This is a genomic window from Pontibacter harenae (assembly GCF_020907245.1).
Taxonomy (GTDB): Bacteria; Bacteroidota; Bacteroidia; order Cytophagales; family Hymenobacteraceae; genus Pontibacter; species Pontibacter harenae.
On the sequence record NZ_JAJJWH010000006.1, the window covers coordinates 136,951 to 150,591 of the forward strand.

Sequence of the window (13,641 nt, forward strand, 5' to 3'; positions counted from 1 at the left end):
TATAACTGTTCTTTTTATGCTAAATTTCAAGAGTGCCCTAGTTACTAAAAAGAAGCTTAAGAACCATCTATAAAATCAAAAAGCCTCCGAAAGTATAAATTTCAGAGGCTTTTTGATTTGATAATACTAACGATCTTACTGCGACCACTCTGTTGGTTCCCGATCCCAGCGGTGCTGCTTTAGCTCTTCCAGTAGTTCAGTTGGTAAGCCTTTGCCGTCACTGGTGCTTAGGTTAGCTTTAACGTGGTGTTGCTTGCGCATACCTGGTATAGTGGTGCCAATGCTCTTATTGCTGAGTATAAAACGTAATGCCATTTCAGCCATGGTCATGCCTTCTGGTACCAAAGGCTTCAGGCGGTCGGCGTGCTCTACGCTAGAGTTCAAGTTTTCGGGCACAAAATATGTGCTGCGCCAGTCGTCTTCAGGGAAAGTGGAATCCTTCGTCAGGTTACCCGTTAGTGTACCTTCATCGAAAGGCACACGGGCAATAATGCCTACATCCAGTTTCTCACAAAGCGGAAATAACTTGTCTTCTGGAGCCTGATCGAAAATGTTATAGATTACCTGCACGCTGCTGATGTGGCCAGTCTGAAGCGTGTTCAGAACATTTTCAGGTTCCCAGCGGTTTACGCTCACGCCCATGTGCTGAATTTTTCCGTCAGCTTTCAGCTTTTCTACCGCACGCTGCCACTCCTCATTTTCTGCCCAAGCATCTTCCCACACATGAAACTGCTGCAGGTCAATGGTTTCCACGCCCAGGTTTTTTAAGCTCTTTTCAGTATACTCTATAATATGATCTGCTGGAAAACAATCTTCTAGTTTACAGTCTGGCTTAGATGGCCATTTAAAGTTCTTCGGCGGGATTTTGGTGGCAACATACAGGCGCTTGTCCTGCTGGCGTTTCAGTAGCCTGCCCAGAATCTGCTCGCTCAGGCCAGCCCCGTAGCCCCAGGCAGTATCAAAAAAGTTGCAGCCGTTTTCTACGGCAATGTCCAGCGAGCGGTCAGACTGCTCTTCATCAGAACCAGTCCAGCCTGCCATGCCCCACATGCCGTAGCCGACCTCGCTTACTTGCCAGCCCGTACGGCCAAATCTTCTATATTCCATAAGTTTTCTTTAGAGTGAAATTGAAAATGTGAAAAGTAAATATAAGAAATCATCTGCTCAATAGCAGGTGCTGTGTACACGTATGAGAGCCGTTAAGGCTAGTCAATTTTGTAATGTCTATCTGGTGCAACAATAAAAAAAGCTTCGGTCCATCAGAACCGAAGCTTTTTTTATTGTTGCTATCTCAAATTACTGTTGTATGATTGCTTGTACTTTTGCCTTTACTTCTGGGTCTTTTTCGTAGGCTTCCAATATCTCTTCATATCTTTCTACGGTAAGGCCTTCTGCTTCAATGGCATCATCTACTTCTTGCTTAGCTGTTGGTTGCATTTCTACAATCTGCTGAGCTGCATTGTTGAAAGAAGTCATTTCTTCTTCACTTACTTCCAACTCATCTATTGTTTGCTGTCGGTGTGCCTGTGCAATCTCGTTGAACCTGCTCACCTCCAGGTCTTCTTCTTTAATGATGTCAATCATTTCCTGTTGGTGCTCCTTGGTAATGGAGGCCGTTTTTGCATTTGCTTTTACAAATTGCTGCAACTCTTGATCGGTAAAGTTGTTTTGCTGCTGCGTTGTTTCTTGTTGTGTTGGAGTAGCCTGTTGTGCAAATGCTGCAGGACCAAAGCAAAGTGCGGCAACTGCAAAAACAGGTACAAAATTCCTTTTCACTTTCTTCATTAATACCATAAGGAAGGATCTTGAATTGGGTTGAAGGTTAAAAAATTGATTAAGCTTGGCTTGAGCCACAGGAGGGTATTAACCTCTATAACGGAGATAAACAAAGAACGTTTTCTCCTGAAGGCTGAAAACACCTGTGTTGTTATACGGGAACAAAGTTAGAAAAGGCTACAGCTGTATATTTATAGGAAAATCTTAGGCAATGGTTCAGATCAATATTTATTAACTACTGCTTTGAAAATTTAACCAGCCCAACCCCTCCCGAGTTACTCTTGTAGGAAAGCATACAGGCTTACTCATCTTGCCTTTACACCCCAGACTTATGCTTCAAGTTTTCAACTTGGAGCTTTTCATGAGGCAAGTTTTCAACTTGCGAATCAGGATTAAAGCTTACATACCTCCGCCTTTACTAACTGACCTTATGTACAACCACAAGTTACGCTATCGCTAAACTTGCGGCATATTTTGTTTTTCAATACAAGATGAGTTACCCAGAGGGGAGTTTTCTGCCGTTACCAATTCTCCTCCTCGGAGGGTTAGGGGTAGGGCCACAGCTAAGGAAGTTATTCAACTTTTAGTATTGCAAAGTGAGCTGAAGATTCAGTATAACTAATATGGTTTTCTAGCTTAAAATTATTAATTTTAGTAAAGGATATGTAACAAACGAAGCTGTATGAAAAAGTTCTATCGTATTCTGTTGTTCGGGCTAATGCTACCGTTGCTTACAGCATGTCCTGCCCCCGATGATTTCTGGGGTTATACAGCTTACCAGCCCATCTTAATGAGTCGAAGCCAGTTAGAAACCTCGATTCTTAGAAAAGAGCCCCAACCAATTGTTAACCCAGGAAAGCTGTACCGTTTTCAGCACTACATTTTAATAAACGAGAAGTACAAAGGTGTACATGTTATCGACAATCAGGATCCAAAGTCGCCGCAGAATATAGCCTTCATACAGGTGCCTGGCAACATAGATTTTGCCGTAAAACAAAACGTACTGTATGTAGATAATGCAGTGGACTTGGTGGCTATAGACATAAGCAATCCGCAAGACATACAAGTTGCTAAACGCATACGCTTTGCCCTGCCGCCGCTTTCGCCTCCTGATAACCTCTCGGGGGACGTTGATATGGGAAATGTACCTGCTGATGCAGTTGTAGTAGGTTGGGAATTAAAGCAAAACAAAGAATAATGAGGAACTTACTACATATTACAATAGCTGCTTTTGTTGGAATATGCTTGTTTGTGTCTTGTACCGACAGTGATAGCAGTATGCCTGCCCCAGGTGGTTCGGAAGTAGGTACAGGTGGCTCCATGGCACGTTTTACCATAAGCGGTGACTATCTGTATACTGTTGATAACTCTTCTTTAAATCTTTTTGACATAAGCAGCCCCATAAACCCGCAAGCGAAAGGCGAGGTGCATTTGCCTTTTGGGGTTGAAACCATCTTTCCTTTCCAGGACAAGCTATTTATAGGTACGCAAACGGGTATGCATATTATGAGCATACAAAATCCTGCCGCACCAAAACACATCTCTACCTACGAACATGTGGTAAGCTGCGACCCTGTTGTGACGGATGGGGAGTATGCTTACATCACACTCCGAAGCGGAACTACATGTCGGCAGGCTGTAAATCAGCTACAGATTGTAAGCCTGGAAGATATAACCCAGCCTAAATTGCTAACGCAGTATGATATGGTGCAGCCAAAAGGCTTGGGCATCGACAACAATAAGAACTTGTTTGTGTGCGACGACGGCCTAAAGATGTACGATGCTACGGATGTGATGTCGTTGCAACTAAAGCAGCATTTCAAGATTGATGCGTACGATGTAATTCCGTACAACAACCACTTGCTGGTGGTTGGCAGCGACGGCTTTTACCAGTACCAATACACAAACGAATCGCTGGAACTGCTGAGCAAAATAGCAGTGGAACCAGGTTTATAATGTTCAACTATAATCTGGTCATGTTGCAGAAGTTTTTTTGCCTCGCGCTTGTGTGTGCTTTTTCTGCCCTTTCATTTTTTGCCTCCGCTCAGTCTGACACTGCTCGTGTTAGAAACTACAGCCTAAAGTTTAGTCCGCAGCACCTGATCTTAAATGGTGTGCACCTGGACCTGGAGAAAAGATTGGAACCGCACGGGTATCATAGCCTAATACTTTCGCCGCGCTTCTACTATGGGAATACTCAAAACATTGACGGCCTTTCGAGGCGCTCTAATGAGGAAAAAGACTGGGGAGAAGTGTCTGGGTACGGGGCAGCGGTGCAGTATCGGGTTTACCTTACCAGGCCTGCAAAACCTACTGGTGAACAATTTTACACCTCCTTCGGCATTAACTGCCATCATTTTAAAATAGATTTTGTGAGGCAAGGATGGGTAGAGGAAACAGCTGATGATGGTTTGCTTTATTACAGGTACAAAGACAGGTCTTTCACTGAAAAGGTTGACAGGTGGGGCGGTGTGATTTTGTTAGGTGCACAAGACCCTGTTATCTCCGATAGGGTGGTATTGGATGCATATGTTGGTTTGGGGTATAAAAGCAGCAGCATTGAAACTGACTACACCGAACCACGCTATAACTATAACCTGCTGGACTTTGGCTTTACAGGCGCACACCTACTTCTCGGTATGAAACTGGGAATTGCTTTTTAGTTTATCCCATATTATAAACGTTGCGGCTAAGCTATGTTTATAATATGTTTGCTGGCATCTAACTTAGGGAGTTCCTATCTTATTAATTTTCTTTGCTAGCTTCAATCGTTTTTATCTGCTATCTCGTTTGGCTCTATTTGCCTGCCACTATTATTGGCATAGGCTTTTGTTACTTCTGCTCCCAGCATTAGGATGATAGAAGAATAAAATACCCACAACAACACAATTACCAAAGAGCCAGCAGCCTCATAAATGCCCACTACTTTTATACTTCCTAAAATGTAGTTGATAATCTGCTTTCCGATCATGAAAAGGATTGAGGTGATAATTCCTCCAGCCAGTGCGTCTTTCCAGGCAACTTTTGCATCTGGTAAAACCTTAAGTATGGCAGTAAAGAAAGTCAAGACAACAGCCAGGTAGAAAACTGTGTTCACTGTTCTGATGGCAGGGGTAAGATACTCCTCGAACAGGCTTTGAAGTTCTTCGCTGTAAAGAGCTATTACTGTATCTAAAACAAGGCTTAGCAACAGCAAAAAGCCTAAACCAACAACTATAGCTAGTGTGGCAATTCTGTATTTCAGCAGTTTTAAATAATTAACCTTCGGCTTTACCTTTACCTGCCACACAGAGTTGAGGGCTTTCTGAATGATAAAGAAGATGATTGTGGCACTTTTAACAACAACAGCAACAGCTATTAAAATGCCCCAGAAGCCAGCAGGAACCTCGGTTGCGTTTTCTAAAACGGTGTCAATCTGGTTTGCTGCTTCGGTGCTTATTAAGCTTTCTACCTGCCCCACAATTTGATTTCGCACACTTTCTTCAGAGAAAAAAGAAGAACCTACCAACGTAAGTATAATTAGTATGGCTGGAAGCGAAAAAATAGTAAAAAAAGCGATGGCAGCACTGTAAATGATGGGTTCTCCACGCTGAAAATTCTTTTTAGCGTCCTTTAAGATGTCCCAGGTTTGTTTAAAAAAGTTCTTTATCCACAACATGCACTCTTGTTTTGTCTTTTGTAGGTTGTTGAAATAACGCTCAAAGAGCAGATAAGTTAAGCTATGCAGGATGGTAGCGTTTTTTTAAACCAAAGTGACAGGCAAAGCCTATGCATGTTTTAGTGAAGACGCTTTGTTATGTTGCTAATGCATGAACGAAGCAAAAACGGGAACGTAAACAAAATTGTACCATTTCTTTTTACAATTTAACTATTAAGCTATGAAAAAACATTTATTGTATCTGTTGGCCATACTTCTGGTCAGCACTTCCTGTAAGGAGACGCTCTGTGAAAACGACATTTATCCTTTCTGTGAACAGGAAGAGGAGCCTGTAACCCTAGGTACTATAACTGAAAAGGGAAAATCTCCCTCTGGGATTCACGCTGTAGTTTTTTCTTTGCAAGGCAAAGGCTACATGGCCACAGGAAGTTTAAGGTTTCCGCCTAGCGATGGAGGTGCAAACCAGCTAATCGCTTATAACGCATCTGAAGATAAATGGACAAGGATGGCAAGTATGCCTGACAGGGGTAGATTGCGCGCCGTTGGTTTTGCAACAGATACGAAAGGTTATGTAGGTGGCGGGAACACAATAACAGGGCATGATGGAAATACCTTTGTGGTTGGAGATTTAAAAGATTTCTGGGAATATGATCCTAAACAAGATAACTGGACCCAGAAAGCGGATTTGCCAGGAGGGGAAGGAAATTACGATGTGGGGTTCAGTATATTAAATAAAGGTTATGTGGCAAAGGATAACAAGTTATGGGAGTACCATCCTGGCTCTGACACATGGGTATTGAAAGGAGACTTCCCCTTCAATGCTAGAGTTGAGATGTTCATTATAGGTCCGCTTGCCTATGCAGTGGAAGAAGGCAAACTTTGGGAGTATAATCCACATGTAAATAAATGGAGGGCTCGGGCTGACTTTCCTGGAGGTGGTGCTTCTACTGCCTTTTCTACGACCACAAAAGGATATGTAATAAACGGATATGCTATATGGGAGTATAACCCCTACAGCAACAAATGGTATGAAAAAGTGGGAACACCTATCATCGGAAAGGATTCTAATATACCGCCTCAAGGACAGCCAAATGATATATACCCAGACTACGCTTTTGAAGTAGATGGTAAAGGATATTTTGGCCTTTACTACCGTGGAGGGTTTGCGGAACACTTCTATGAATATGATCCTAATAATTAGCCTTACCACAGGATTATAACAGCTAAAGAAGCTTTGAAGTACTTCAGTTGCTGTACAATTGTTGTTTAGCGTGCAGTAAAGTTAAGCTATGGCGCTTACAACAGTAGAAGCTATGCAAAGCCAAACGCATATAGTAAGTCTTTGCAGATATAAAAAAGAAAAGCTTATTTGGAAAGCTATACGCTTGCAAGCATCTTGGCCTTTACCTTAACAGGCTTGCCATCCAAAGCTTTAAATGTTTCATTTAAAATTCGAATCGAGAAGCAGCTTGTTTTTCGGTTCGAATTTTTGTTTTGTACCTTATTTATGGCAACTCCACGCTCATTGCTTAGGTTCGTTGCCCAGTCCTTTACTTGAACTTCATCCTGAACAGAAAGATCTAAGCCTTTGATGGAAGCATATTCCTTAACAGTATAGTAATAAGACATAGCTGTATATAGATAAAGGTTTATGTTGCGACTCCTTACGTAGGATTGTAAAAAAGGGTTTATGTTTTTTTTGCGTGTAGGTTAACTATGAACGCGTTAACTGTGTTAAGGCTAGCTAAAACGTTATATTTCCTCTCGATAGCCTATTCTTCTTAGGCTCATAACAAATGTGTTTTCATAGTGGCGCCATAAATAAGTTGTTGCTGTTGTGTTAAGATACCCTTCGCCAATTCCCTCATAAATAATACTTCATTCATCTTCAGAAAACATTTAGGTAAAGCTAAGGCGCTTCCTTTGTGACGAAGCAAAGTTCTTGTATTGCAGTGGGAATATTTCATGTCTTCACACAGAGTTTTCTTATGGTTAATCAACTAAATATCTGTATAGGATGAGTTCAAAACTACCAATCAAAAGCAAAAGAGGATATCGTAGCAGATGCTCTTTATTACTGATGGCCATGCTTGGTCTGACATCGCTAGAAGGCATTACAGGTGGACAGGAGGCATTCGCTAGCAACCTGAAAAGTCTGCGGATGGCCGATAGCTCTAAACAGGATGGGCCAGTAACGGGGCAGGTAAAAGATGCATCAGGTCAGCCGTTACCTGGCGTGTCTGTAAGCCTGAAAGGTACAGCTACTGGAGCTGTAACCGATGCTGAAGGCCGTTTCACCATCAACACCACAGGTGTTTCGCAGCCCGTGCTGGTTTTCTCCTACCTAGGCTTCACAACGCAAGAAGTAAGCATCGGGGGCAAAAGTACTTTGGAGGTATCTTTAAAAGAAGATACGAAGAGCCTGAATGAAGTGGTAGTGGTAGGTTACGGTACCCAGAAAAAAGTAAACTTAACAGGGGCTGTAGATCAGGTAACGTCTGAAGTGCTGGATAACCGCCCGCTACCTAACCTATCGCAGGGGCTGCAGGGGGTAATACCAAACCTAAACCTGGTGCCAACCGACGGCAAACCTATACAGTCGCCGAGCTACAACGTGAGAGGTACCACATCTATAGGCCAGGGTGGTAGCGCTTTGGTGCTTATTGACGGTGTACAAGGTGATCCTAGCTTATTAAACCCGAACGATATTGCCAGTATCTCTGTGCTGAAAGATGCTGCTTCTGCCGCTATTTATGGAGCAAGAGGAGCGTTTGGAGTGGTGCTCATCACAACTAAAAATCCTACTAAAGACCGAACAAGTGTTACCTATTCGGCTAACCATTCTATCAAAAGCCCGACAGCTGTTCCAGATTATGTAACTGACGGATATACATTCTCCAAGTACTTTAATGAAGCCTGGAGTGCCTGGAACAATTATTCGCAAACGCCACAGAATGCAAACAAAACCGTAAGGTTTTCGCCTGAATATTTAGAGGAACTGGAAAGGAGAGCCAATGACCCAAGCCTGCCGAAGGTAGAGGTAGGACCGAACGGGGAGTACGTTTACTATGATAACACTGACTGGTTTAAGCATTTGTACAAAGACCGCAACAGTGCCACGGAACATAATATCTCGGTTTCAGGTAGCAACGGAAAAGCCAGCTTTTATGCCACTGGCAGGTATTACGGTCAGGAAGGCTTGTTTAGGTATAATTCCGATGATTATAAGATGTATAACTTCCGAGCGAAAGGTTCTGTAGAGCTTTTCCCGTGGTTACGCATTGATAACAATACCAACTACTCTAAAATGACTTACCATAACCCACTGAATGTGGGTGAAGGCGGTGGCATCTGGCGTAACATAGCAGACGAGGGGCATACCATGGCACCGATGTTTAATCCTGACGGCACACTTACTTATTCTGCTGCTTATACAGTAGGTGATTTTTGGTACGGCAAGAACGGTATCGATATGAATGAGCGTGAGATCAGGAACACGACTGGTTTTACGGCAAAGTTACTTCAAGACAAGTTCAGAGTAAACGGCGACTTCACGTTCCGGAACATCGATAATGATGAGACACAGATACGCGTACCAGTGCCTTACAGCAGAAAGCCAGGGGTAATTGAATATGTAGGTACCAACACCAACGATATACAGGAGAGGTTCCGTGAGACGCAGTACATTGCAACAAATGTGTACAGTGAGTACGAGCCAAACCTAAGCGATGTGCATTACTTCAAAGTCATGGCTGGTTACAACTATGAGCAATCGACGCATCGGGCGCTACGAACGCAGCGTAACGGGCTTATTTTTGAGGGAGCCAAAGATATTAACCTGGCGTTGGGCCAATCTATCGGCACAAACGGCGGTTGGGAAAGATGGAACATTATGGGTGGCTTTTACAGGCTGAACTATGCTTTCAAAGACCGCTACCTTTTTGAAGCGAACGGTCGATACGACGGTTCTTCTAAATTTCCTGAAAACGAACGTTTTGCTTTCTTCCCTTCTTTTTCTGCAGGTTGGAGGCTTAGCAACGAACCATTCTGGAAAGTATCTCCCGATTTAATCTCAGAACTTAAGTTCAGGGCTTCCTATGGCTCTTTGGGTAACGGAAACATCGGTTCTTATGCCTTTCAGGAGCAGTTTAGTATTTCGCAGTCGGGTAGGGTGCTAAACGGCATCAGACCGCAGCGCACAAGCCAGCCTGGTGTTATTCCTGATGGTCTTACCTGGGAAACCTCTACTACACAAAACATTGGCCTGGACTTAGGCATGTTCTCAAATCGCCTCACATTTAACGGCGATGCCTACATCCGTAAAACCACCGATATGTTTACAGTAGGCATGAGCTTGCCAGCTGTGTTCGGTACTGCTGTGCCTAAGGGTAACTATGCCGATTTAGAAACGAAAGGATGGGAGCTATCTATGAACTGGCGCGATATGTTTACGGTAGGTGCTAAGCCATTTAACTATGGCTTAAGGTTAACCTTAGCAGACTATAAAGCTAAAATAACAAAGTATAACAACCCTGATAAGAAACTGAGCGACTACTACGAAGGGCAGACGGTAGGTGAAATATGGGGCTACGAAACTGCAGGCTTCTTCTCTTCGCAGGAGGAAATCGAGAATTCTCCATCTCAATCTTTGATTAGAGCCTCTACCAGTGGCCAACTGCTGCCAGGCGATATCAGGTTTGCAGACCTGAATGGTGACAATGTGATCAACAACGGCGACAACACGGTTGCTAACCCAGGAGACAGAAGAGTTATCGGTAACTCGACGCCGCGCTATACCTATGGCGTGAAACTGGATCTGGACTGGAATAACTTCTTCTTCTCTACCTTTATGCAAGGAGTTGGCAAGCAGGACTGGTACCCTGGTGGAGAGGCCAGTACATTCTGGGGCCAGTACAACAGACCTTACAACAAGTTGCCAAAGTGGCATTTAGATAACATGTGGTCAGAAGATAATCCAGATGCTTACTTGCCAAGGTTAAGAGGTTATGTAGCCCAGAACGGTTCTGGAGAACTAAGGCAAGAGCAGACAAAATACCTGCAGAACGTGGCGTACATCCGCATGAAGAACATCCAAATCGGTTATATACTCCCTCAGTCGCTGATTGGCAGAATAGGTATGAGCAACGCGCGTGTCTTCCTGTCAGGAGAGAATCTTTGGACATGGTCGCCGCTTTACAAAATAACCCGTGATCTGGATGTGGAAAGTATAAACGGCTCTGATAGAGTGCTTACCAATGGAGGCAGCGGTAATGGCTACAATTATCCTACCCTCAAAAGTGTAACCATGGGCTTATCCATTGGCTTCTAAATCACAACCATCCTAAAAAGAAGATTGATTTAAATTAAGATATCATGAAGAAACAGTTATTATGGCTTATCTTTTTTTGCGCTGTGTTCTCCAGCTGCGAAAAACTGGACCAGGCCCCTATGGCTACAGCTACTAAAGAAGCTGTATTCAGCAGCGAAAAAGGTCTTGAACTTTACGCCAATTCATTTTACGATGTGCTACCTAGTGCCAACGACGTGCACAGGGGAGATGCCATGTCGGACTACGCTGCCAGAACCCAAGTACCTGATTTCCTGAGAGCAGGTGCTTTTGGTCCACGCCAGAGCTCTGGCTGGAATTGGGATCAGCTCCGCAACATCAACTACTTTATCGCTAATTGCAACGACCCAAGCATCGCTCCTAGTGTAAGAGCGCACTACATCGGCATAGCAAGGTTTTTCAGAGCCTGGTTTTATTTTGATAAAGTAAAACGCTTTGGAAATGTGCCTTGGATAAACAAACCTATGGGAGTAGATGATCCTGCTTTGTTTAACGAGCGTGACGCTCGTACCATGGTGATGGATTCTGTTTTGGCAGATTTAAATTACGCCTGCGCCAACATCAACACCACCAACGATAATACCCGCAGCCTGATTACGAAGTATGTGGCTTATGCTTTCAAATCAAGGGTTTGCTTGTACGAGGGCACGTACCGCAAGTACCACGATGTGATGGCCAATACGGCTGATAAATGGCTGACGGAAGCTGTTTCGGCTTCGGGAATGGTGATGGAGAACGGCGGTTTTAACTTAAATACAGCAGGAGGTAGTGAAAACGCTTACCGCCAGTTGTTCATCAACCCAACCCCTGTCACTTCGGAGATTATACTTTCAGCAGTGGTAGACCCTAACCTGAACGTGTTTAACGATGCCAACTGGTGGTGGACAAGTGCAACCTATGGTGCAAGGGTTAGTCTGATCAGAACTTTTGTAAACACTTACCTGAAACTGGATGGCACTCCTTTTACCAGCACACCAGGTTACGAAACGATGGTATTTGCCGATGAGGTGAAAGGCCGCGATAAAAGATTGCAGCAAACTATCCGCACAGGCAACTATAAAAGAATAAACGGTGGTGCCGCAGAACCTGCTCCTCCTATTTTCTCTTATACCTACACAGGTTATCAACCAATAAAATGGACACTAGACGACATGTTCTATGATGGAGGTAGCAGGAACATTAACTCTATCTCTATTATACGCTACGCAGAAGTGCTGCTAAACCACGCAGAAGCAAAAGCTGAACTAGGAACTATGACCGATGCAGATTGGGCGACTACGATAGGCGCTTTACGAAAACGTGCTGGTATCTCGGGTGGCACAGAGGCTAAACCAACTACGGTTGATTCATACTTGCAGGCTAATTATTTTCCGTCTATCTCTGACCCTGTACTACTGGAAGTGCGCCGCGAGAGGGGTATAGAACTGGCTTTGGAAGGGCTTCGGTTTGATGATTTGGTAAGGTGGAGGAGAGGCGAACTGATGGAGATGGAGTGGAACGGCTTTTATGTACCTGCCCTTAACCAACCAATAGACTTGAATGAAGATGGAGTGCTGGATGTTAGCTTCTACAAAACCATGCCTGCTAACCCCGTGGCTGGTGTTACTTACATCAATGTTTCTGAAACTATAAGCGGAGGTGTAAACCCACAGCAGTTGTCAGAAGGTAGCCACGGAAAGCTAACCTGGCTGAACAATATACCTAGAAATTGGGAAGATAAACATTATCTTTATCCTATACCTGAAACAGATAGATTAATGAATCCTAAGCTGGGGCAAAACCCTGGATGGTAACATAAGTAAATAACCTGTATTATGAAACTAAAGTATCTATTACTTTCACTCTTAGTAGTTTGTAGCATTGTAAGTATGGCGCAGGCGCAAAAGCTTTTGGTTGGCAGTTACAACGTTCGGTACGATAACCCTAACGACACAGGCAATTTGTGGAAAGACAGAGCACCTGTTGTGGCATCGTTGCTGCGCTTCCACGATTTTGATGTGTTTGGAACGCAGGAAGCGCTAAAAAACCAGTTAGATGACATCAACAACGCGCTACCTGAATACGCACGTTATGGCAAAGGCCGTGACGACGGAAAAGAGAAAGGCGAGCACTCCGCTATATTCTATAAGAAGGATAAGTTCAAACTACTCGATAAAGGTGATTTCTGGCTTTCAGAAACACCAGACAAGCCTTCGTTAGGTTGGGATGCTACCTGCTGCAACCGTATCGCCTCCTGGGTGTATTTGCAGGATATGAGTAGCAATAAGAAGTTTTACTTTTTTAATGTACACTACGACCACCAGGGTGTGCAGGCCCGTAAAGAAAGCAGCAAATTGCTGCTGAGCAAGATTAAGGATATTGCTGGTAAAGAACCTGTCATCTTAACAGGCGATTTTAACGGAGACCACAACAGCGAATGGTATCAGACGGTTGCCAACTCTGGCGTGTTGAAAGACACCTATAGAGAAGTAAAAATGCCTTACGCCAGCAACGCCTCTTTTAATGGCTTTGGTAGAAAGACGGATGGGAATGAAGTTATAGACCACATCTTTACCACCGGTAATTTCAAGGTTAACAAGTGGGGCATCTTAACCGATACGTACCACGGCAAATACCCGTCAGATCATTTCCCGATTTTGGTGGAACTGAATTACGCTAGTAAATAACTAAATAAGGACCTATCTATAAAAGAGGGGCTGCCGTGGCAGCCCCTCTTTTATTATGCTGTTTTGTAACGTTTTCTGTTTACACATAGTCTGTTTTTTGATTCGTTGATTATAAAAGAAGGTCTCTTGTTAGTAATGTTAATTGTAATATTTAAACAAAATATATTTTAAAGGTGGTAGTGATGCTAAATTGC

The 13,641-nt window shown here is 43.6% G+C and carries 11 protein-coding genes; 7 read left to right on the forward strand and 4 right to left on the reverse strand.

What is annotated here, in order from left to right; translation table 11 throughout:
* Positions 1-135: 135 nt before the first annotated feature.
* Positions 136-1,107: an aldo/keto reductase gene (locus LN893_RS05295; protein WP_229968758.1), complete on the reverse strand. Its 972-nt coding sequence runs from the start codon at positions 1,105-1,107 to the stop codon at positions 136-138.
* Between the two features lie 189 nt (positions 1,108-1,296).
* The gene (locus LN893_RS20680; RefSeq protein WP_229968759.1) at positions 1,297-1,776 is read right to left on the reverse strand and encodes a DUF4168 domain-containing protein; all 480 of its coding nucleotides are present in this window, start codon (positions 1,774-1,776) and stop codon (positions 1,297-1,299) included.
* A gap of 682 nt (positions 1,777-2,458) precedes the next feature.
* On the opposite strand from LN893_RS20680, the gene LN893_RS05305 reads away from it, so the two are divergent.
* From LN893_RS05305 to LN893_RS05315, 3 genes are read left to right on the forward strand one after another with little or no spacing between them, the layout of a single operon-like run.
* Positions 2,459-2,974, forward strand: a complete 516-nt coding sequence (locus LN893_RS05305) for an LVIVD repeat-containing protein (RefSeq protein WP_229968760.1) — start codon at positions 2,459-2,461, stop codon at positions 2,972-2,974.
* On the forward strand, positions 2,974-3,732 hold the full coding sequence (locus LN893_RS05310; RefSeq protein WP_229968761.1) for an LVIVD repeat-containing protein: 759 nt from the start codon (positions 2,974-2,976) through the stop codon (positions 3,730-3,732). Before LN893_RS05305 ends, LN893_RS05310 begins: the two co-directional genes overlap by 1 nt.
* Positions 3,732-4,439, forward strand: a complete 708-nt coding sequence (locus LN893_RS05315; RefSeq protein WP_229968762.1) for a hypothetical protein — start codon at positions 3,732-3,734, stop codon at positions 4,437-4,439. Before LN893_RS05310 ends, LN893_RS05315 begins: the two co-directional genes overlap by 1 nt.
* A 101-nt stretch (positions 4,440-4,540) precedes the next feature.
* On the opposite strand, the gene LN893_RS05320 is transcribed toward LN893_RS05315, so the two are convergent.
* Positions 4,541-5,434 (reverse strand): YihY/virulence factor BrkB family protein, encoded by an 894-nt coding sequence (locus LN893_RS05320; protein WP_229968763.1) that lies wholly within the window; start codon positions 5,432-5,434, stop codon positions 4,541-4,543.
* A gap of 220 nt (positions 5,435-5,654) precedes the next feature.
* Here LN893_RS05320 and LN893_RS05325 point away from each other — a divergent pair, with 220 nt between their 5' ends.
* A complete protein-coding gene (locus LN893_RS05325) occupies positions 5,655-6,635 on the forward strand; it encodes a Kelch repeat-containing protein (RefSeq protein ID WP_229968764.1) in 981 nt (326 codons plus the stop codon).
* Positions 6,636-6,811: 176 nt separating this feature from the next.
* Here the strand turns inward: LN893_RS05325 and LN893_RS05330 are convergent, their stop codons facing one another.
* A complete protein-coding gene (locus tag LN893_RS05330) occupies positions 6,812-7,063 on the reverse strand; it encodes a hypothetical protein (protein ID WP_229968765.1) in 252 nt (83 codons plus the stop codon).
* A gap of 457 nt (positions 7,064-7,520) precedes the next feature.
* On the opposite strand from LN893_RS05330, the gene LN893_RS05335 reads away from it, so the two are divergent.
* Genes LN893_RS05335 through LN893_RS05345 form a run of 3 tightly spaced genes read left to right on the forward strand, consistent with a single transcriptional unit; the run spans position 7,521 to position 13,447 of the window.
* Positions 7,521-10,763 carry a SusC/RagA family TonB-linked outer membrane protein gene (locus LN893_RS05335; RefSeq protein WP_229968766.1) on the forward strand — a complete coding sequence of 1,081 codons (3,243 nt, stop codon included), beginning with the start codon at positions 7,521-7,523 and terminating at the stop codon, positions 10,761-10,763.
* A 44-nt stretch (positions 10,764-10,807) separates the two neighbouring features.
* Positions 10,808-12,574 carry a RagB/SusD family nutrient uptake outer membrane protein gene (locus LN893_RS05340; RefSeq protein ID WP_229968767.1) on the forward strand — a complete coding sequence of 589 codons (1,767 nt, stop codon included), beginning with the start codon at positions 10,808-10,810 and terminating at the stop codon, positions 12,572-12,574.
* A 21-nt stretch (positions 12,575-12,595) separates the two neighbouring features.
* Positions 12,596-13,447 carry an endonuclease/exonuclease/phosphatase family protein gene (locus tag LN893_RS05345; protein ID WP_229968768.1) on the forward strand — a complete coding sequence of 284 codons (852 nt, stop codon included), beginning with the start codon at positions 12,596-12,598 and terminating at the stop codon, positions 13,445-13,447.
* Positions 13,448-13,641 lie beyond the last annotated feature (194 nt).